The sequence below is a fragment of the Moorena sp. SIO3I6 genome, from assembly GCF_010672095.1.
This window is the reverse complement of sequence record NZ_JAAHHU010000036.1, coordinates 36,119-57,360: the sequence shown is the minus strand read 5'-3', so window position 1 is coordinate 57,360 and position 21,242 is coordinate 36,119. Positions and strand designations below refer to the sequence as shown.

Sequence of the window (21,242 nt, the reverse complement as noted above, 5' to 3'; positions counted from 1 at the left end):
AATTTCCCTACAGTTGCCCCTTTGATGATGAAGGCACCCCTACCCAATCCCTAGTATTTATCAGTGAAGGGCAATTGCAACAGTTTTTTTGCGATCGCACTACCGGTCGCTTACTGGGAACTGGCACAACAGGCAATGGATTTCGCCCTAGCCTAGGCAGCTACCCAACCCCTGATCTAGTCAACTTACTGATTAAACCAGGCCAAGGGTCACTCAATGACTTAATTGGGCAATTAGACCAAGGATTAGTCATAGACCAGATTCTCGGCGGTAGTGCTGGCATCTCCGGTGACTTTTCCGTCAATGTTGAGTTAGGCTATCGAGTGCAACAAGGAAAAATTATTGGTCGAGTCAAAGACACTATGGTAGCTGGGAATGTCTACAACACCCTTAAGCAATTAGTAATACTTGGTGATGATGCTGATTGGCAGGATAGCATCTACACACCTTCTTTAATTGTGGAAGGACTATCGGTAACATCTAGTCATTAGTGGGTTAGTTGTAACTAGAGAAATTCTCCTGGTATTTACAAAGTACCAACGAATAATCACCAGTGACCACTAACCAATGATCAATCAATGATCAATCCCATTACCCAATGGCTGATCCCCAAAAGAAGTCTTGCCCTTGCCGAAGCCTGTCTGATTGGATTGGTCTCAGGACTTTCAGCAGTATTACTCAAACACAGTATTGGCTGGTTAGGGAGTTGGCGGCTTCAAGCATCTCTGCTCCTACCCCCTAGTTTTGCCCTACCCGCTTTTGGACTCTGCTTAGGATTACTGTGCGGATTCCTGATTGAGTTTCTAGCATCAGAGGCAACTGGTAGTGGCGTACCTCAGATCAAAGGTGCTCTTGCCCGGTTTCCCATCGCGATGAATTTACGGGTGGCTGCGGTCAAGTTGGTAAGTACGATCCTATCTCTGGCGGCGGGAATGACTATGGGACGTCAAGGCCCAACGGTTCATATTGGAGCAGCTTTGGCGGCTCAATTAACTCGCTGGGTACCCACCTCTCCTGATCACCGACGTCAAATGATTGCTGCTGGGGCTGGGGCTGGATTAGCCGCTGGGTTTAATGCTCCCCTGGCTAGTGTAGCCTTTATCTTTGAGGAACTGTTACCAGATTTATCTAGTATAACTCTGGGTAGTGCTATTATAGCATCCTTTATTGGTGCGGTGGTTTCCCGGCTCTTGGGTGGAGGTACTCTAGAGCTGAATCGGGAACTAAGCAATTTTTCCAGCACCTTTTCCGCTCTTGAGATTCCCTTCTATTTGTTGTTGGGGGTGTTGGCTGGATTGCTAGCAGCTTTGTTTAATCAAGGAATTCTATCCAGTCTGAATTTTTACGACCGCCTCAAGCTCAGCTTACCATTGCGGATTGGTATAGCTGGGATGCTTGGTGGATGTATTGTAGCACTGCTACCGGATCAGTTTCATAACAACAGTGGTTTGCGGGAGTTGTTGCTCACTGGTGATGTCGGCTGGCAATTTACCAGTCTCGCTTTTGTAGTCTACTTCTTACTAACCATAATTGCCTATGGTTCTGGAGCACCAGGGGGGTTGTTTCATCCCTCCCTAGTATTGGGTTCCGCATTAGGCTATTTAGTCGGCATCGGTGAGTATCACCTGCTCGGATTAGGTAATCCGATTACCTACGCCTTGGCAGGGATGGGAGCATTTTTTAGTGCCGTTTCCAAGGTACCAATCACAGCGATTGTGATCGTGTTTGAGATGACAACGGACTTTAATTTAGTCCTACCGTTAATGATCACCTGTGTGGTTTCCTACCTAGTTGCCGATCAATTAGCCAAAGGGTCTCTCTATCAACGTTTGTTGGAGAGGAAAGGCTACAGCTTGCCTCAAGTAAAGGTGGACAAAAGAACTTTAGTTGGTTTGAAAGCATCTGACATTATGCAGCGCCGGGTAGAAACCCTAGGGAGTCAGATGACCTTAGAACAAGCCATTCAGACCTTTAGTAACTCTAGTCATCGGGGCTTTCCAGTAGTTGCTCAGGGGAAATTGGTCGGGATAATTACTCAAGAAGATATTGCCAAGAACCGAGATCAGCTACCTGGAAATACCCCTATAAAGGAGATGATGACTCCACAACCGATAACAGTTAGACACAATGACACCTTAAGCCACGTTCTCTACATTCTTAATCGTTATCAACTCAATCGGTTACCTGTTCTAGAAAGCAGAAAGTTAGTTGGAATCATTACCTTTAGTGATATTATTCGTGCCGAAGCTAACCAACTTAGTGGGGAAAAAGAGCAGCTAGGACCAAGTCCTGATCCCTCCTATGGCGTCTATTATACTCGCGCTCCAGCTACCGGTAGTGGACGGATGTTGGTTCCCTTAGCTAATCCCCAATCAGCACCAGTATTGTTAGAAATAGCTACTGCTATTGGCCGCGATCGCGACTATGAACTTGAGTGTTTGCAGGTAATACCTATCTCCCGCAGCACTAGTCCTGCTCAGACAGCAGTTGATACTACCAAAAGTCGCAGATTGCTAAGGCAAGCGGAAAGGCTAGGGCGACGGTGGGAAATGCCAGTTCACACCCAAATCCGGATATCCCACGATACCGCTCAAGCAATTCTAGAAACTATTAAACAACGACATATTAATCTGATTTTGATGGGATGGAAGGGAGGACCATCTAATAGTCCTAATCAGATTTTTGGTAATATTATCGATACCTTGATTCGACAAGCTCCCTGTGATTTAGTCTTGCTGAAATTACCCCAAGGCAAGGAAGTAGCAGAAGATGTTAAATCTGCTAAGTACGGTTCACTAGCTAAGACCTGGAAGCGTTGGTTAATCCCCATTGCTGGTGGACCCAACTCTAGCCGTGCCCTACAATTAATTCCGATACTAGCAACCCTGGCTAAAGCAGAGCAAATCGTAGTAACTCAGGTTTTTAATCCTCAAGCTGGGGAACCTGTAATGACTAGCTTGGAAAAAGCTACCTATTTCCTCCGTCAACAACTCAAAGGTATTTGTGATGTGCTACCAATTCCAATCCGTTCCTATTCTGTTTCTGATGCTTTGATTCGTTTAGCCAAGGCTCAAAAGTATGATGTAGTCGTGATCGGAGCTAGTCGAGAGGGATTATTGGAGCAGGCGATCCATGGCAATATTCCAGAAGCGATCGCACGGGGTGTAGATAGTACTGTGATTTTGGTTAGGGAAGCGCTTCATTAATTAGGGAGTCGGGAATCGGGAGTCGGGAATCGGGAGTCGGGAATCGGGAATCGGGAATCGGGAATCGCGTAGGGTGCGTTAGGGGCGGGCTTGAACTAATTTTATGTCTCTTCGGGTCTTGTTGGAACAGCCCGCCCCGTAACGCACCACTGGGTCAAACTATCAGCTATCAGTTTATGCGCTACGCGCACGCTACGCGAACAGCTAAAGGCTGATGGCTGACCCCTGACCACTGACCGCTGACTACTTACATTTTATAACTCTATGTTTCAGATTCCAGCTATTAGCTAAACCAGTAACCATGCTAACTCTTTAATTGTAACTAATTATTACAAAATTTAAAAATTGCCTTGACTTTTTTTGGTTTTAGGTTGACAATAAAAGTACCCAATGGTTATACTATAATCATGAAAAAAAAGCCGCGCTTTCTGCCGACCAAGCGCCAAGCGCGGCTTTCTACCCAATTACAATTGAGGTAATTCTATAATAATGCGAAAAAAACGATTTGTTTATCTTCCCATCGATTACCAAGAAGCGATAGAGCGTCTTGAGCAGCTTGCACAGCTTGAACAGAGGGAGTCTCAGGGAGAAAATTCCTATCCCTACCCCATCACCGAGCGCGAGCAAATCCTAATCCGACTGTACAGTTACTGGGAATTGGGTATGACACCGCAACGGTTCTACCAGAAGTGGGACTTGACGAGGGAAGATATGGCCTTGATCTGCTCCTGTTCCGTTCAAACCGTTAACGGCTGGTTTAACACCAGTCGTCGCTGTTACCCTCCGACTCCTGGTCACTTGCGCCATCTGGCCATCATGGATTTCTTATTGGAAGATTTTGAAACAATTCCGAAACCGTTATTGGAGCGATTGTTCTCGAAGGGAGAATTAAGCATGTAGAACGTAGGGCGTTGCTGATTATGGGTATGGTTTCGCCCCCCTAGCCCCCCAATTCTGGGGGGAACAAAACTCTTAAAGTCCCTTCCGGTGCGCTTTCCAATGGGCGAGTAAATCGCCCTTGGGTCGCACCGCAAAGTTGGGGGATTTAGGGGGCTTTAAGAAAACCAGATAATCGCGCATTCATTCCTTAATTCAGCAAGGCCGAACCTAGAATGGTGAATTTAGAATTTAAAATTCTAAATTCCTAATTCTCAATTATAACTTCTAACTTCTAACTTCTAAACTATGGTTTTCCCCTTGCCAGATAAATACATTGACCTGCTCACAGATTTCGGTTTTAAGCGCGTCTTTGGCACTGAGCCCAACAAAGCACTGTTGATCGATTTCTTGAATACGCTGTTGCCTCCCCACCATAAAATTCAGGATGTCACCATTAAGAATCCCGAGTTTTTGGGTAACACCTTAGTGGATAGAAGAGCGATTTTTGATATTTATTGTCAGAGCACAACCGGTGAACGCTTCATTGTGGAAATGCAAAAGGCAAAACAAAATTTCTTCAAAGACCGCAGTGTTTACTATTCCACTTTCCCCATCCAAGAAAAGGCCGAACAGGGAGATTGGAATTATCAGCTAACCGCAGTCTACACCGTTGGTATTCTGGATTTTATTTTTAATAAGCACGATTTAGAACTGTTGCATGTGGTAGAGCTAAAAAACCAGCGGTGTGAAGTGTTCTACGATAAGTTTAAATTCATCTATGTCGAGCTACCGAAATTTACTAAATCTGTTGATCAACTAGAAACCCATTTTGACAAGTGGTTATTTTTATTCAGGCATCTTGCCCAATGTAATGCTCCCCCTGAACCCTTGCAAGAGGATGTGTTTACCCAGCTGTTTGAAGTGGCCGAGATTGCCAACTTTTCTTCTGAAGAGCAAGCCCTGTATCAGGATAGCCTCAAGGTCTACCGGGATATGTATAGTGTTAATCAAACCTTGATTCAGGAAAGTCTCGAACAAGGTAGACAACAAGGTATAGAACAGGTTGCTAAACAGATGAAGGCAGCAGGATTACCTCTGAATGATATTGCTCAATATACAGGGTTGAGTGTGGATGAGATTAATCAGTTATCGTAAGAATGGCGAATTTAGAATGTAGGGATAATGCAGAATTCTAAATTCTACATTCCCAATTCTAAATTCTTCTGAGCAAACTTCCGCAGTTTAGGATCGGAGTCATGCTCTGCTCTATCCTGCAATAAGGATCGGGTTTGGGAATGGTTAGGATAATATTCAAGGATGGCATAAAGGGCTAGTTGTCGAGGATTGTATGTCCTTTGTCCCTGACGCTCAAATGGATCATTGACAGTGCGATCGCATAAAAATTCCCATAACCAAGGCTGGTCTTGCCCACCTTCAGCTAACTGTTCAAATGAATAGTGATAAGAGCCAGCCCATTCTTTAAGTAGGGGTAAGATATATGGGTGGTCTTTCCAACCTTGAGCTAACTGTTTAATTGTTGTAGCTCGCAGCCTCGAATCAGGATCAGAGCGAGCCCATTCTTGAAGTAGGGCTAAGGTATCGCGATGGTCTTGCCAACCTTGAATTAACTGTTCAATTACTTGATCTCGCAGATCCGAATCAGGATCAGACTGAGCCCATTCTTGAAGTAGGATTATGCTATCGCGATGGTTTTGCCAACCTAGAGTTAACTGTTCCAGTACTTTAAGTCGCACCCTGGAATTGAGATCAGAGCGAGCCGATTGTTGAAGTAGGCGTAAGGCATCTCGATGGTCTTGCCAAGCTTGAGCTAACTGTTCAATTGCTGTAGCTCGCAGATCCGAATCAGTATCAGAGCGAGCCGATTGTTGAAGTAGGGCTATGGTAGGGTGCATCTCGCTTTTGCAAAAACACTCAGGACAACAGAAGGCTAATTGTCATGTTATGACAATTAGCCTTAATATAAATCTCCTCTATCTCCCCCTATTCCCTATCTCCTTACTCCCGACTCCCTTTGCTATCTATAATTTTTTAATTGCTTCTGAGCAAACTCCCGCAGTTGACGATCCGAGTCATGCTTTGCTCTATTATGCAATAAGGATCGGGTTTGGGAATGGTTAGGATAATATTGGAGGATGGTCTTAAGGGCTACTTGTCGAGGATTGTCATCCCAGTCTACCTTACGCTCAAAGGGGTCACGGAGAGTGCGATCGCATAAAAATTTCCATAACCAAGGCTGATCGTGCCAACCTTGAGCTAACTGTTCAATTGCTGTACCTCGCACCCTCGAATCACTATCAGAGCAAGCCGATTCTTGAAGTATGGCTAAGGTATCTGGGTGGTCTTTGTAACCTTGAGCTAACTGTTCAATTGCTGTACGTCGCACCCAAAAATCAGTATCAGAGCGAGCCCATTGTTGAAGTAGAGGTAAGGTATCTGGGTGGTCTTTGTAACCTTGAGCTAACTGTTCAATTGCTCTACCTCGCACCTGCCAATCTTGATCAGAGCGAGCCGATTGTTGAAGTAGGGGTAAGGTATTTCGGTAGTCTTTGTAACCTTGAGCTAACTGTTCAATTGCTGTACCTCGCACCCACAAATCAGTATCAGAGCGAGCCGATTGTTGAAGTAGGGGTAAGGTATCTCGGTGGTCTTTGTAACCTTGAGCTAACTGTTCAATTGCTGTACCTCGCACATCCGAATCAGTATCAGAGCGAGCCAATTGTTGAAGTAGGGGTAAGGTATCTGGGTGGTCTTTGTAACCTTGAGCTAACTGTTCAATTGCTGTACGTCGCACCCAAAAATCAGTATCAGAGCGAGCCGATTGTTGAAGTAGGGGTAAGGTATCTGGGTGGTCTTGGTAACCTTGAGCTAACTGGTAAATTGCTGTACCTCGCACATCTAAATCAGTATCAGAGCGAGCCCATTCTTGAAGTACGGCTAAGGTATCTGGGTGGTCTTGCCAATGGGTGGCTACTGCTACCACAGCTTGAGTGCGAATATGACGGACTAACCTTGCCTCATCTTCATACGGTTCATAATCATAATTTAGATCATAATGAATTAAGTCTTTGACGCGATTCAGTAATCCAATATCGGTTGATTTAATCTCATAGCGATTCCTAACCTCAGACAAACAATCAGCTGCCAGAAATAAATTATTCAAGTCATAACTTCCATCTTGTGCCATCAAATACTCAATCATCTTGCCAGCTTTCTTAGAATCAATCATGCCCACAATCAACCTCAGCACTTCACGCCAAGATTCATCCCGCCAGTGCTGACCAAATACCTCGGTTTTCAACTGTTCTAGGGAAATCTCCTGTGTTCTCTCAAATTTCCTGACAAATTCCCAAGCACAGAAATATTCCAAAAATGTCCGATGCACAAAAGCGTAATAATCAGCTCCCATGAAACACAAGATAAAATTGCGGGTGCGCAACTGATTAATCATTACCTTAGCAACGGCTCGGGGATTAGTAACATCCCGTAATTTAAGCTCCTCTTTGATAATCCATTCTAAATCTTCTGCACTAATCAGATTTCCTGTTAATCCTGCTTGATTGCCCTGCATAAAATATGCCACTTTTCCCAGCATCTGTTGCTTATCTTGATAATCAATCGTCATCGGGTCAACACGATTATCTTCTAGTAAGGCTCGTTCCACCTCCCATTGATGGAGCAGTAACCGAGAGGATTGGTTATAGAGTTCAGAACGGTCACGATGCAATTCTTGATTGCGATTCAGGATTGCCATCATGGTTAGTAATAGGGGATTTTGCGCCAGTTGTCGAATTGGGGAGGATCTCGTTATTGCTTTTTGTAAGCGCTCCCGTTTCCTAACTTTATCCCCTTGATCAGTAAAGGTTAATTCATGCCATTCCTTGATAAAGGTTTGAATTTGTTTTGAGTTCAAGTCTTGGAGCATAACATGACGAAATTCAGCATCCCGTAGCCGTTGGGGTTTATAACCAATGACGCGAGATGTCACAATTACTCGTACCTTAGGATACTTATTCGTAAAGCGATGAATATCCGTAATTACATCCTCTCGTTTCCCTGGCTCAAACACTTCATCCAAGCCATCAAACATCACTAACACCTTACCAGCCTTTAACTGCTGATCAAGGTGATGTTGATTCAGATGACATATCGCTCCACTGCTTTGATGGCAGAATTCCAAGAAATTCTGACACTGTCCGTTATCCCGATTCCGGATATAGGTGCGTAATTCAATCAGTAAGGGAATCCGTAGAGAACTGTCAGTAGTTAGATCGGTTCTTGCCCACTTTAATGCTAAATAGTGCAGCAACGTAGATTTACCAGAGCCTGGGTCTCCTAAAACCACCAAATACCGATAGCCTTGAGAGTCCTTAATCACATCCAATACGGATTTTATCGGCTGTTGATAATAACGCTTTTTAGCTCGTTGCAATTCCTTTTGGTCAATTTCCTTGTCTAGTTGACCACTCTCTCGCAGTTTTTGATAATAATCTTTAGGCAGTTCATAAATCGCCTCTGGCATCAAGTCATGAACTTCTCGTACATTTTGGGGGATAAATATTTTCCATAGTTTTAGTTCATTATAGGCACAGCCACTAGTATCTAAACTATCTAATTTGACATTGCCATAGCTCTCTAGGAGTGCTTCTTGATATTCCCTTAAGTCAAAGTCTGGGATAATTCCTGGTTTAGTGTTTTCTGCGATCGCTTCCAAAGTTTGGGAATCTCGGATAGGCCGTAACTGATCGGATTGCCGAATAATCGTTTTTACTTCCTTGAGATACCCTTTACCAATATAGTGCCAATCAAATCCTTCCGGTAATGGGAATAAGTCAAGCTCAATCCAAGTCTTATCTAATTTTTCGGTATCTATTCGTTTATAACCATACTTAAACGCACTGCCCAGGATAGCTTTAATGGATTTATCCTTAATATACTGGTTGAGGGGTTTAGTATATTGTTTTACGTCTTGCTTAGATAAATCAGCATCTTCCAATTCTTCTTCCACTAAAGCCACAAATGCTTTTAAGGCTTTACCCAAAAGTTTTTTCTGGGTATTTTGATCCGATAGTCCGGTATACTCTTTGATAGACTCTTTGAAAAACTCTTTAGTGTAGTCTTCTAGAGCGCCTTTGGCCAACGGAGCAATCACTTCTTTGGCGAGATAGCCACCAGCACTAGAAAGTCCCCAAATTGCTAACCAATCCAGCATCTTATTGGTAGTTGTTTTTTGCTTTATCTATCAGTATAGAGCAAAGGGAGTAGGGAGTAGGGAGTAGGGAGTAGGGAACAGCGGATCTGGGAACAGGGAATCGGGAGTCGGGAGTCGGGAATCGGGAGTCGGGAGTCGGGAATCGGGAGTCGGGAATCGGGAGTCGGGAATCGGGAGTCGGAACAGCGTTTTTCATAAGTATGAGGTACACAGGATTTTTTTCCTGTTCCCAGATCCGCTGTTCCCTGTTCCCAGATCCGCTGTTTCCTGTTCCCTACTCCCTACTCCCTACTCCCTACTCCCTTGCTAAAATCAAAGTCATCAGTCGGAAAAATTGAGGTAATTTCATGTCACTTGCCAAACCCTCATTTAAAAAAGTTATTCTCCCTCATCCGGCCAAAGAAACCCTGCCCACCATGTATGATTTACCCAGTGAAGATCCCGAGGAGCCGGGTTTGCCTGACGAATTTCATATTTGGCAGCCACAACTGTGTAGTGAGACCTTTCGTCCTCCCAATTATCAGAGCGAAAGGGTGTTTGTGGCCAGTGACTTAAACTTATATTATGACCCCAACCATACCGCTTGGTACAAACGACCGGATTGGTTTGCGGTAGTAGGGATTTCCCGACTCTACCAAGGACGAGAGCTGAGAATGAGTTATGTGATCTGGCAAGAAGAGGTCAGACCAATTGTGGCGATAGAGTTGCTCTCTGCCAGCACCAGAGATCAAGACCTTGGTTACAGTGAACGAACGGGAAAACCACCCACCAAATGGGAAGTGTACGAGCAGATTTTAGCTATTCCCTACTATGTCACCTTCGACCGAGTCAGCAATGAATTGCGAATTTTTAAGTTAGATGGCGGCAGCTATCAACCCCAAACCATAGACAATGCCCAATTTTGGATCCCTGAGTTGCAATTGGGTATAGGGCTATGGCTTGGTCAATATCGAGGCTTGAATCGGTTGTGGCTACGTTGGTATGATCAAGATGGGAATTGGATTCCCACTGAGGCTGAACGAACCGAACTTCAACGGCAACGAGCCGAACTTGAACGGCAACGAGCTGAACATGAACGCCAACAGAAGGAACTGGCTCAACAACGAGCTCAACAACTCGCAGAACGGTTACGACAGATGGGTATTAATCCCGATGAAATTTAACCCCTGTCTGAGTTTTTCTGAAAGCTATCAGCGAACAGCGATTAGCGCTACGCGCACGCTACGCGAACAGCGAACAGCGATTAGCGCTACGCGCACGCTACACCGAACAGCTAAAGGCTGACCGCTGACCGCTGACCGCTGACCGCTCAAGGATTATTGGGGATGTGATCGATTTGGGCGTAGCCACTGAAAACTAGCTTTTTCCCTTGGGTCTCTAGACGATTGATGCGCATAGTAACACCATCCAGGTTGAAGCGGTCTAGATCCACCATATTGTTCAAGATATCATCCAGGGCTACTGTCAAAGTTCTAGATATCTCTTGTAACGACTCTGGTATTTCATTAGGTTGAAACTGGGAGTCTTTAAACAAAATCCGCCGTCGTCGCTCTACTCCGATGGTAGATGTCATACTAATCGGTACTATGCCGTAATTAGGTAGGTCAGCCTTAGCAAATAACCGTAGACCATTGTTCGGTTGCAGCTGCACTTGCACCTCAGTAAAGGAAACCGGAGCACCACCAGATAGTGCGGTTAACCCTGGTGTAGAAAGGTTTTCCAGCCGCTTTCTAACTAGTTGTGCTTTAAAGGATTGGTTGATGTCAGCTTCAGTAAGAATAACTTGAGCGATCGCTTGAGTAGGTTGTTTCAGAGAAATCTTACCCTGAAGCACTGAGCTGAAATCCAGAGAGACAGCATCGGTTTCAAAGGACATCTCCTCTGTCCGGAATTCCCGACGAATCACTAAACCACGGCCACTCATTTTGAAACTATCGATGCTACCTTGTAGCAATTTGCTAGAGGGAAAGCAGCGCACAGAAACATCTACCGATTCGCTTGTGGTAAACAGGTGGCGAATGGTCTTGCTGGCGACAGTATTCAGCAGCTGTTCACCCCAGTCGGTGCCAGAATTATTTGTACCGGTGAAGCCACCTAACATAACCATCTTGCATCCTGCGAGAGTTACTTCTATATTTGTAACAAAATGTGAAGAACTCAGCAATCGATCCTAGGGATGAAGGTTATTTGGTTATTCCCCATTGACATCCAGTCTCAGATAGGTTAGGGGGTTATTCACCTTTGGCATCCACTTTAGGGTAGGTTATTTGCTTGCTTATCAGTTAATCATTAATCAGCTGTAGTATCTCAAACCTGTTAGCTCCAGAGGTCTCGGTTGTGGGGCTTTGGTTGTAGGGCTAAAGGGGTCAGAACCCAGTCTCAACCTTTATAGCATTTGTCATAGTTATCAGATCCATTCAATTTTCTTATCCCGTCTTGATGCAGTCGCTAAATACAACAAACCTACCCCTGTCAACTGCTCCCTACTCCCTACTCCCTGCTCCCTGTTCCCATTAACCCACCGGCGTAAGTAGCTGACCCAATTAAGAACTGCTTTATAATCCTTGACCTAATTGTTTACTTTCGTAAAATGTAACTTAGTATAGTTAAGGCTTTATAATACTTGTAAAGGTTAGTCAAGAGCAAAAATTAAGCTAACGTTGCGGTCTGTAACGTAATTAATGGGATTTTTCCCATGAGTATCACCAATTCTCATTTACCGATTACCCCTTACTAAACTCAGTTACAGCAAAGACTCCAGGTCAATACAGCAACCAGAGCTTTTTTTGTTCTCCTACTTTGTCAGCACCCCGCTCGCCCATAGACGAGGCCATAACACCAATAGTTAATCCCACACCTCCGAAAGCGGGTAGGACCTAGGGCTAATCTTGCCCGAATAGCTAAAAAACTCCGTTAAAAACTTCTAGGTATACGATTATGAGCGATAGCACTGCAATCAATGAAAACGTTACCGCAGTTCAGCTAGCAGAAGCTCCAGAACAGGAAACCTCTGCCTTGGATGCAATTGCCCCTTTACCTGGAAACCGTCCCATTGCTCCTAGTGACCTTAATATTAGTGAAACACAAAGCATAATGGGACATCGACCAATTGATGCCAGTAATCTCCAGGTATTAGAAACTATATCTGTAATGGGAGACCGCCCCATCACCTCTAGCAACATTGAGGTACTCGGTATCATGAAGGTGTCTGGGGAGCGACCAATTGCTGCTAGTAATCTTCATCTTGATGAAATAGAGTACATCATGGGCAAGCGTCCCATCGCCCCAAATGATATTGATGCTGATCCACAGCTGATGGGTTATTTAGATTAAATTCAATCACCCGTCGATAAGCGCGATCGCGTAGCGTAGCCCTTCGGGCTAATCGCTCTGAGCAATTGTTTGTTCCAAAATTCCCCTGTTTTGAAACAGGGGAATTTTGGGTGTTTAGTAATAATGGAATGATTTGAATAGTTTTGTGGAACGCAATTTTTAAATTAAGAATTAAGAATTAAGAATTAAGAATTAAGAATTAAGAATTAAGAATTAAGAATTAAGAATTAAGAATTAAGAATTAAGAATTAAGAATTAAGAATTAAGAATTAATTCTGACAGACAACCTTCAACATTAAACCTTCAACATTAAACCTTCAACCTTAAACCTTAAACCTTAAACCTTCAACATATCAAGGTGTTCTAAAAAATACTGACGATATAAATTACAACAGAGTGTAACTTGATTTCTCTGAACACTCACCAAACCCATACTCTGTAACTTATAGATACTGATTGGATCGAGCTCAACTCCCCTATCTGCTGCAACCACCTGTTTAAGAGTAGTAGCTAAATCAGGATTTGCCCTAAGTACACTTAAGTGTTGCCGCAAATAGTCACTATAAATTCCCGTAGCAGTAGCTGCTTCAGCGAGTAATTGTTCTAGGCTAATATTATGATAAGCCAAGTGATACAGAGCAAGCTGCACTAATCCCGGATGTCCCCCCACCACAGCCATCAGTTTGTCAGCAGCTTCACTATTTGACCAATGTAATCTATAAAGCTGAGCTAACTGTTGGATTTGCTGTTTGTTAAACTCGGGTAACTTAATCGGTAATCCCACATTAAACGGAGATTGGGAAGTTTCCAGAGCAACATAAATTTCTGTCGAGTAAACCACAACAACCCGCAGCTTTCGCCACAGCGGTAGTTGTTTAGATTCCTCATGCCAAGAGCGCAATAAGGGTAAAAAATCTTTAGCAGTTTGGGTATGCTCAAACAACCGATGGACTTCATCCATTGCCAAAACTAGGGGATGGTCTATTTTTTCTAGGATATGTTCTTGTAAGTAACTCATACAGCTGACCTTACTGCCTAGGTCTTTATCCCAATAGTCATCCAGTTGCTGGGGAAGCTGGAGTTGGTAACTGATGTTAACACATAACCAGCGCAATAGCCGGTCTAAATTGCTTAAAATGGCGGTTTCTGCTTGGTTAAAATTGAGGTAAACTCTGCCATATTGTTTTTCTCTTGCCTGGTCTAATATTCGCAATAGCAAAGACGTTTTTCCTGTCTCTTTTGGTCCTGTAATCCGGAGTAAACTTCCGGGTTGGTGAATGGCTTGATAGCAAAGCTCTTCAATCGGAGGACGCTCTATATAAAGGTGAGATGGTAGGGGAAGTGCTCCACTAGGAAATTCAGCAATTTTACGTAGGCATTGACGGCGGTAATATTGCTGAATTAGTTCTTGATGGTAGGAAGTAATCGGGGTTGTTTCCAGGGTGTTCCGGAAATTGGTCTTGGTGATCGCTTTGCCAAAAATGTCTCCCAGTAATCGCCACAACTTATAGGCAGTCTTTCTGAGGTATTCAGGGCCATAGTGTGCTTCGATCGCCATATCGGTATAGGTTTTTCCTTCCCAGGCTTGGTGCAATATCCATTCCTGAAGTGGAGTTAACTTGATTTTCTCAACACTTTTGAGGATGTCAAGTACCTGATCAATAGTCATCACTAAGAGTTCCCCAATATCTCAAACGACACTTTAGCGGTTTCTAACAAGGCAGACAATTAATTTAGGTTGATGAGCGTGATTAAACTGGCTACACTTGCTAATTGACAAATACATACTATTATGTATAGTGCTAACATGCCTATCAAATGGGTGTCTTGGGATAGTTGACAAATCAATTATTTAATGATATTTATTGGTATTTAGGTAGATTGTCTAGGGAATTAGGGGTTAATTGAGTGGCTTAATCAGATAAATTTCCAGCAGATTGGGTCAATAGTGTAGCTAAATCGTAAAAGCAATTGGCTACATTTTGGTGTTGACTGTAGAGGGCACTATCGCCACAATACTATATGTTGCTCCAAAAAATAGAACTTGTCTGCTCAATCCATAGCTTGAGATAAGTGAGTTGGTATTAATAAATAAAATATGTAATTTTTTTGTGGTTTACTGTTGATGGCTTACTGTTATTAATCAATGGTAAAAAACTAAGAGTTTAGGGAATAATAGTTTATATTTAATTCCACCAAATGATTTACTTCAATCATTTAATCCAATCAATTAATAAGCAGGCAATATTTTGTTATGACAAAAATATATTATTATAATAATATATTGCCGCCAGGCATTTATTTATTTAACTAATTCAAGATAATTTTGCAGATGATAATTTGCCATGACAAACCCATTAATAATTATTTGTATTGATAATGATCCATCAGTTCTCAATAACCTAAAAATATCTCTAGGTAATACTCTCGGCAAAGAAAATTTGATTGAAAATTTTGAAGGGAGTAAAGGGGTTGTAAAGTTAGTCGAAGAGTTGCGCAATGACGAGTATGAAGTTGCTTTAGTTTTGGCTGGTGCTGTTATCCCTGATCTGAAAGGGGATGACTTATTAAACATAGCTTATTTTTTCTCTAATCAAACTCTCAAAATTATGCTGACGGGTGATCTGGATTTGGAAGCTACAGCCAAGGCTATTCGGTATGCAAAGTTATATCGTTACCTAGGGAAGCCTTGTCCATCTGAAGACCTGAAATTGACAGTCATAGAAGCCATACATACTTATCTTCTTGAGGAAACACTGAAGGCACAAAATCGCCAACTTCAGGAACTCAATCAGCAGTTGGAAAAAATCATCTGTGATCAAGCAGCACAGATTTCAGAATATACTACAGCACCAGAACAAGCTAATCAAGAGTGGCAGCATCTGAGTGCTATAAACCGTCAGCAAACTGTCCTAGTTGACGAACTGCTAGAGAACCAGTATCAATTGACCCAGTTTCTAGAAAGGATGCCTGTGGGTGTGGCTGTGTTTAATGATAAGGGGGTACTAGAATTCCTCAATTATAAGGCGCGGCAGTTATTCGGTAAGGGAGTCGTGCCATTAACTACAGCTGAGCAAATGCCAGAGGTTTATCAACTTTATGTTGCCGGAACCAATCAGCTATACTTTGCTGAAAAATTAGTTGCTGTAAAGGCATTAAAAGGTGAAAACGCCACCCTGGATGATCTGGAAATCCACCAAGGAGAAAAAATTATCCCTATAGAAAGTTGGGGAACACCTATCTTTAATGAATTGAGCAACATTGCCTATGCTATCGTAGCTTTTCACGATATCACCCAACGCAAAAAAGCAGAAGCAGAACACCTACGCTTGAAGCAGGAATTCTCCCAAGTCAATCAAGCTTATGCAAGCTTTGTCCCCCATCAGTTTCTCCAATTATTGAACAAACCAAGCATTACCGATGTTCAATTAGGGGATCATGTTCAGCAAGAGATGTCGGTGCTATTTTCCGATATTCGCTCCTTTAGCACCCTATCGGAAAGTATGACACCTGAGGAAAATTTTGAATTTATCAATACCTATCTTTCTCGTATGGAATCTGCCATCAATGGAAATCATGGCTTTATTGATAAATACATGGGGGATGGGATTATGGCTCTGTTTAACGAAAGTGCTAATCATGCGGTCAACGCCGGAATTGCTATGCTAAAATCCCTAGCTGACTATAATCAATCTCGGCGAAGCTCAGGACACCCAGCCATCACCGTTGGGATTGGCATCAATACTGGTTCGTTGATGGTAGGAGCAGTGGGAGGAAAAAATCGGATGGATAGCACTGTCATCAGCGATGGGGTCAATTTAGCGTCTCGTTTAGAAGAATTAACGAAACGTTATGGGGTGCCGTTATTAATCACTCAGCATACTTATTGGAAGTTAGATAATCCCTTAGCTTATGCCATTCGCTTGATTGATCGGGTACCAGTCAAGGGGAAATCGGAAATGGTGACAGTTTATGAAATCTTTGATGCCGATAAACCTCAACTGCGAGAAGGGAAGTTAATTACTCGCAGCAAATTTGAACAAGCCTTGGTACTTTATAATCTCCATTATTTCTCCAAGGCATCAGTTCTGTTTCAGGAGTGTCTACGCTTGAACCCAGGAGATAGTGTAGCACAAATTTATCTTGGACAATGTCAACTTCATACTCGTCTCTCTGGAGTGACTAAAAAGATGGGTTTCAAGCCCCGTCCTTCTAGGACGGCTTTCAAGTAATGTGCTAGAATAAGAGAGTGGCCTAACACAGACAGGATTCGTCGGTACTGTCATAATTTCACGACGTAAAGCGATGTTAGCACTTGAGGCGCGAAAAACCTCATTAAAAACGTATGGATCCTAACAGATACCGACAACCAGTAAAGCAAACTTTGAAAACAAAAGTACCGTGGGGCACACGGAAACTGAGGAAACTCAACGCTTAGGGAGACAAGCCCACTGGGGTTAGTTAAATTAGGCTAGATGTTTGGTTTTTAACGGGCATTTGGCTTAAATATTGCCTTTGACGGATAGCTAATTTTAAGGCATGTCGAGGAACTAAGAATCCCCGTTCTTACTTCGGCGCGGAGTGTCAATAAAATCAAGCAACACTTAAAATCTAGTTGACAAAATTTTGATTATGATTTAATACACAAACCTAACAACACACTGTTGTTTTCTAGTCTGCGCTTCAGTTAGAGTAAACCCCAGATAAGGCAAGGCTTTTAGCTAAAGGCGCGAGAAGCCTTTAGCTAACTTGGCATCAAGTTAAAGATTCACCGTTGGATGTAGAAGATGCCAATTTTTCCAATTGCTCCTGCTGGTCTTGGCTAATGCAAGATTGAATCACTCCCTCCAAGTCCCCCTCCAGCAAAGGAGCGAGGGAATAATTTTGACCCAGTCGGTGATCGGTGACCCGATTATCTTTGTAGTTGTAGGTGCGGATTTTCTCAGAACGAGCCCCTGTACCAACTTGGGAACGCCTCATCGAGGTCACCGCTTCCTGTTGTTCCTGTAACTTGATCTCATACAGCTTAGCCCGGAGAATTTGCATGGCTCGCTCTCGGTTTTGTAGCTGAGATCGTTCTTCTGTACAAAAAATGCGAATTCCTGTAGGTTTGTGGTACAAATCAACTGCCGTTTCTACTTTGTTTACGTTCTGACCACCAGCACCACCAGAACGGGCTGTAGAAATTTCGATCTCCTTGGGGTCTATGTCCACATCCACGTCATCAACTTCTGGCATCACGGCTACCGTTGCTGTTGAGGTGTGAACTCTACCGCCAGCCTCAGTCACAGGTACTCGTTGGACTCGATGAACCCCAGCTTCAAACTTTAGCTTGCTGTAAACTTGCTCTCCCTGAATTTCTAATATCGCTTCTTTGAAGCCTCCCATATCCGCCAGAGACTCACTCAATAACTTTACTCGCCAGTTTTGACTTTCGGAATAGCGTGAGTACATTCGTACCAAGTCCCCTGCCCAGATACTTGCTTCATCGCCACCAGTTCCTGCCCGAATCTCTAGCATGATATTCTTTTCATCATTCGGGTCTTTAGGCAAGAGTAATATTTTAAGTTCTCTTTCCAGGTGCTCTAGCTTGGTCTGGAGTTCCTCAACTTCCAGAGCTGCCATTTCTTGCAATTCTGGCTCACCAGTGGATTCTTTAAGGATTTGCCGTGCTCCTGCCAACTCCTCTTGGGTTTGCTTCCAGTTGTCGTAGGTAGCAACAACTCCTTCTAGGGAGGAACGAGCTTTTGCCACTCGTTGCAACTCATTGGGGTCAGTGGCGATATCTGGATCAGCCAGACGCCTTGTTAATTCATGGTAGGTTTGCTCGACAGAGTTTAGTTTTTCCAGCAGGTAGGTTTCAGCCATGGTTTATGCGATCGCTCTCTTGAAATAGCCTCAGAAGTTAGGAAGGATGAAGTATAAATTTATGAATTATGAACTGGGAAGTATTAAGTGGGAAATTTAACTCCTAACTGTTTATCAAGTTTTTAGTCAACCTTAAGTTAGCCATCGCTAAACCCATTTCATCCTTCATTCCTCCTGGTTCATCTTTTCTCCTTCATCCTTCACCCTTGAACGTTAGGAGCTATTTCTTTGTCCCATCAGAGCTAGCTGTATTTTCTGCACCATCCAGCATCCCATATTTCCGCATAAAGCGTTCAACTCGCCCTTCCGTATCAATAATTTTCTGGGTTCCTGTGTAGAAGGGATGATTACCAGACCAAACATCTACGTGAAGTTCTGGCTGAGTTGAGCCAACGGTCATCACAACTTCCCCGTTGCAATAGACTTTGGCTTCTGGGTACCACTCTGGGTGAATATCTGGTTTTGGCATAGTTCCTCCTTTGCTTTGTATTTTACTATATAATTAGCTAATTTTACATTGCTAATTGTTAAATTATGGTAATGATATGCGCTACACCACAGGCTAGAAGCCTGTGCCGTACGCTACTTGAGGTGCTATCAGCCCCTTAGCAGTCAGCTTTTCAATCCTGTCAAACTTAGGCATGTGGCTTAATATTGCCCATACATTAGCTATTGTGGACAACCCTTAATCAGCTAATTTATTAGCTTATTTATTATTGCTTTTAGCTAAACGTTTATTCGGAATGGCTGATAGCTAATAGCTAAGGTCTGAATGCTTACAAATTTTTAATTACCATGTTGAATTTTAAATTAGCCAGCTGATAATTTATCGCTTCGAGTATTGGGGGGCTTTCCGAGCTTTTTTCAATCCATATTTCTTGCGCTCTTTTGACCGTGGGTCACGAGTCAAGTAGCCTTCTATTTTAAGAGGTTGGCGGTTTTCTGGGTCTAGTTCGCACAAGGCTCTAGCCACCCCTAGACGCACAGCATCAGATTGTCCCGTTAAGCCACCACCGTGGGCATTGACTAGGATATCGTACTCATTTTCCAAACCTAAGGTTTCCAAAGGTGCTTTCAGGCTGGCTAGGTACATGGGGTTAAAGTTAAAGTAAGCGTCCCCTGGACGTTTATTAACAATCAACTGACCGCTACCGGGAACCAAACGCACCCTAGCAACTGATGACTTACGACGACCAGTTCCCCAGTAAACAGCGCGACCTGCTTGTTCTTCTGCTTGCATTGGTTTTAGCCTCCTGGAATTGTTTTAATAGTTAGTTCTTGGGGTTGTTGTGCTTCATGGGGATGGGTCTGACCAGTGTAAACTTTCAGCTTCTTGAAAAGTTGGCGACCCAGAGAGTTTTTAGGTAGCATACCCTTGACAGCTTTCTCGATAATTCTTTCGGGTATACGTGCTTGCAATTGGGCAAAGGTTTCTGTCTTCATACCCCCAGGACGACCGGAATGACGGCGGTATAGCTTTTGTTCGCGTTTTCTGCCAGTGACCATAACTTTTTCGGCATTGACAACAATCACAAAGTCTCCAGTATCCATGTGGGGGGTGTAAGTAGGTTTGTTTTTACCCCGCAGAATGATGGCAATTTCACTGGCTAGTCGTCCTAGACGTTGGTTGGTGGCGTCTACAACGTACCACTTTTTTTCGATTGAGTCTTGAGTTGGGATGTGGGTTTTTTCCATCGGTTCAATTAATATCAGGTTTACGGTTGGGTTGAAACGTTGTTCGCGTAGCGTGGCCTTTTGGCCAAGCTTGACAGGTTGTTCTAGCCCAGGGATCCCTTGTCAGTTAGTAGGTTGACAGGTTAAAAGGTTGACTATTGACAGATTCAGTGACCTTCAACCTTGTTACCTGTAACCTTCAACCGGTCAATTGAGGTAGTATAAATTTGGGTTGGGTATCATACCATATTTCTGGCGGGAAGGGGCATTCTGGGTAGCCAACCCTTAGCAAGCACAAGCCTTTGGCTGGGGAAGCGTATTTCACCTTGTCCCGCTGTTGGTTAACCCAGATGTCAGTAAACTGTTCTGGGGTTAGCTTCCCTATTCCCACTTGTACTAGCATTCCTACCAACAGACGCACCATACCATATAGAAATCCGTTAGCTTGAATTTCTATATGAATAAATGGTCCATTGCGATAACATTCGGCTGCTTGCACATTTACCCAGGAATGCGATCGCCCCGAGTTGCTTCGGTGAAAGGCTGCCAAGTGATGCTTACCCAGCAGTGGTTTTAAGGCTGCCTGAATCAGGGATTCATCAAGGGGAGCTTGATAATAGTGCCAACAAAAGGGTTGCACAAACAAGTTAGGGCAGGCGTCGGTATAGATTGTGTATCGATAACGACGCCAGATGGCACTAAACCGAGCATGCCAGTCTGGTGATACTAATGCTGATGCTCGGACTAAGATATCCTCTGGCAGTCTACTATTGAGTATGGCTGCCCAGCGATGGGCTGGTATGGGACCTGTGGCATTAAAATGAGCGACTTGGGCAGCAGCGTGAACCCCTGTATCAGTACGACCAGCACCATATAGGGTTATGGCTCGCTGTTGCACGGTGGACAGAACTGTTTCGATTTCCGACTGAACACTGCGATGCTTTGGTTGTCGCTGCCAGCCATAAAAGTTATTACCCAGGTATTGAATAACCAGGGCAATTCGCTGGATAGCTTTAGCATCGTTGGCAGACATCATGGATTAACGATTAACA

The 21,242-nt window shown here is 43.5% G+C and carries 20 protein-coding genes; 10 read left to right on the top strand and 10 right to left on the bottom strand.

The genetic code is table 11. From position 1 onward, the window contains the following. The 4 genes from F6K49_RS13435 to F6K49_RS13420 all read left to right on the top strand — a co-directional run. Window positions 1-491, top strand: a 491-nt coding sequence (locus tag F6K49_RS13435; RefSeq protein ID WP_293097269.1) for a metallopeptidase TldD-related protein, incomplete at its 5' end; no start/stop codon positions are given. An 87-nt stretch (window positions 492-578) separates the two neighbouring features. Continuing rightward, window positions 579-3,206 carry a chloride channel protein gene (locus F6K49_RS13430; protein WP_293097266.1) on the top strand — a complete coding sequence of 876 codons (2,628 nt, stop codon included), beginning with the start codon at window positions 579-581 and terminating at the stop codon, window positions 3,204-3,206. A gap of 489 nt (window positions 3,207-3,695) precedes the next feature. Then, complete coding sequence (locus tag F6K49_RS13425; protein WP_293097261.1) at window positions 3,696-4,106, top strand: hypothetical protein; 411 nt, start codon at window positions 3,696-3,698, stop codon at window positions 4,104-4,106. A gap of 285 nt (window positions 4,107-4,391) precedes the next feature. Then, on the top strand, window positions 4,392-5,240 hold the full coding sequence (locus F6K49_RS13420) for an Rpn family recombination-promoting nuclease/putative transposase (protein WP_293097258.1): 849 nt from the start codon (window positions 4,392-4,394) through the stop codon (window positions 5,238-5,240). Between the two features lie 44 nt (window positions 5,241-5,284). Here F6K49_RS13420 and F6K49_RS13415 read toward each other — a convergent pair whose 3' ends face one another. The 3 genes from F6K49_RS13415 to F6K49_RS13405 all read right to left on the bottom strand — a co-directional run bounded on the left by F6K49_RS13415 (window position 5,285) and on the right by F6K49_RS13405 (window position 9,511). Then, window positions 5,285-5,998, bottom strand: coding sequence for a HEAT repeat domain-containing protein (locus F6K49_RS13415; RefSeq protein WP_293097255.1), 714 nt, complete (start codon window positions 5,996-5,998; stop codon window positions 5,285-5,287). 122 nt (window positions 5,999-6,120) lie between these two features. Next, window positions 6,121-9,315 (bottom strand): HEAT repeat domain-containing protein, encoded by a 3,195-nt coding sequence (locus F6K49_RS13410; RefSeq protein ID WP_293097252.1) that lies wholly within the window; start codon window positions 9,313-9,315, stop codon window positions 6,121-6,123. Window position 9,316: 1 nt separating this feature from the next. Then, a complete protein-coding gene (locus F6K49_RS13405) occupies window positions 9,317-9,511 on the bottom strand; it encodes a hypothetical protein (RefSeq protein WP_293097249.1) in 195 nt (64 codons plus the stop codon). A 4-nt stretch (window positions 9,512-9,515) separates the two neighbouring features. Here F6K49_RS13405 and F6K49_RS13400 point away from each other — a divergent pair, with 4 nt between their 5' ends. The 3 genes from F6K49_RS13400 to F6K49_RS13390 are packed head-to-tail and all read left to right on the top strand — an operon-like array spanning window position 9,516 to window position 10,599. Further along, on the top strand, window positions 9,516-9,653 hold the full coding sequence (locus tag F6K49_RS13400; RefSeq protein ID WP_293097246.1) for a hypothetical protein: 138 nt from the start codon (window positions 9,516-9,518) through the stop codon (window positions 9,651-9,653). A 9-nt stretch (window positions 9,654-9,662) separates the two neighbouring features. Beyond that, window positions 9,663-10,478 carry a Uma2 family endonuclease gene (locus F6K49_RS13395; RefSeq protein WP_293097243.1) on the top strand — a complete coding sequence of 272 codons (816 nt, stop codon included), beginning with the start codon at window positions 9,663-9,665 and terminating at the stop codon, window positions 10,476-10,478. Continuing rightward, complete coding sequence (locus F6K49_RS13390) at window positions 10,468-10,599, top strand: hypothetical protein (protein WP_293046070.1); 132 nt, start codon at window positions 10,468-10,470, stop codon at window positions 10,597-10,599. The genes F6K49_RS13395 and F6K49_RS13390 overlap by 11 nt, the downstream gene beginning before the upstream one ends. 25 nt (window positions 10,600-10,624) lie before the next feature. Here the strand turns inward: F6K49_RS13390 and F6K49_RS13385 are convergent, their stop codons facing one another. Beyond that, a complete protein-coding gene (locus F6K49_RS13385; protein ID WP_365940304.1) occupies window positions 10,625-11,422 on the bottom strand; it encodes a DUF2993 domain-containing protein in 798 nt (265 codons plus the stop codon). A 238-nt stretch (window positions 11,423-11,660) separates the two neighbouring features. On the opposite strand from F6K49_RS13385, the gene F6K49_RS13380 reads away from it, so the two are divergent. Further along, window positions 11,661-11,849 (top strand): hypothetical protein, encoded by a 189-nt coding sequence (locus F6K49_RS13380; RefSeq protein WP_293026438.1) that lies wholly within the window; start codon window positions 11,661-11,663, stop codon window positions 11,847-11,849. 403 nt (window positions 11,850-12,252) lie between these two features. After that, window positions 12,253-12,648, top strand: coding sequence for a hypothetical protein (locus F6K49_RS13375; protein WP_293026440.1), 396 nt, complete (start codon window positions 12,253-12,255; stop codon window positions 12,646-12,648). 337 nt (window positions 12,649-12,985) lie between these two features. On the opposite strand, the gene F6K49_RS13370 is transcribed toward F6K49_RS13375, so the two are convergent. Continuing rightward, entirely contained in the window at window positions 12,986-14,317 is a 1,332-nt protein-coding gene (locus F6K49_RS13370) for an AAA-like domain-containing protein (RefSeq protein ID WP_293020878.1), read from the bottom strand. 676 nt (window positions 14,318-14,993) lie between these two features. Here F6K49_RS13370 and F6K49_RS13365 point away from each other — a divergent pair. After that, window positions 14,994-16,880: an adenylate/guanylate cyclase domain-containing protein gene (locus F6K49_RS13365; RefSeq protein ID WP_293097240.1), complete on the top strand. Its 1,887-nt coding sequence runs from the start codon at window positions 14,994-14,996 to the stop codon at window positions 16,878-16,880. 523 nt (window positions 16,881-17,403) lie between these two features. Here F6K49_RS13365 and prfA read toward each other — a convergent pair. The 5 genes from prfA to truA all read right to left on the bottom strand — a co-directional run bounded on the left by prfA (window position 17,404) and on the right by truA (window position 21,223). Continuing rightward, window positions 17,404-18,516, bottom strand: a complete 1,113-nt coding sequence (prfA, locus tag F6K49_RS13360; RefSeq protein ID WP_293020879.1) for a peptide chain release factor 1 — start codon at window positions 18,514-18,516, stop codon at window positions 17,404-17,406. 220 nt (window positions 18,517-18,736) lie between these two features. Continuing rightward, the gene (gene rpmE, locus F6K49_RS13355) at window positions 18,737-18,985 is read right to left on the bottom strand and encodes a 50S ribosomal protein L31 (protein WP_293020880.1); all 249 of its coding nucleotides are present in this window, start codon (window positions 18,983-18,985) and stop codon (window positions 18,737-18,739) included. A gap of 357 nt (window positions 18,986-19,342) precedes the next feature. After that, entirely contained in the window at window positions 19,343-19,756 is a 414-nt protein-coding gene (rpsI, locus tag F6K49_RS13350) for a 30S ribosomal protein S9 (protein ID WP_008191157.1), read from the bottom strand. A gap of 5 nt (window positions 19,757-19,761) precedes the next feature. Beyond that, complete coding sequence (rplM, locus tag F6K49_RS13345; protein ID WP_293020881.1) at window positions 19,762-20,211, bottom strand: 50S ribosomal protein L13; 450 nt, start codon at window positions 20,209-20,211, stop codon at window positions 19,762-19,764. Window positions 20,212-20,389: 178 nt separating this feature from the next. Next, on the bottom strand, window positions 20,390-21,223 hold the full coding sequence (truA, locus tag F6K49_RS13340) for a tRNA pseudouridine(38-40) synthase TruA (RefSeq protein WP_293020965.1): 834 nt from the start codon (window positions 21,221-21,223) through the stop codon (window positions 20,390-20,392). Between the last annotated feature and the right edge of the window lie 19 nt (window positions 21,224-21,242).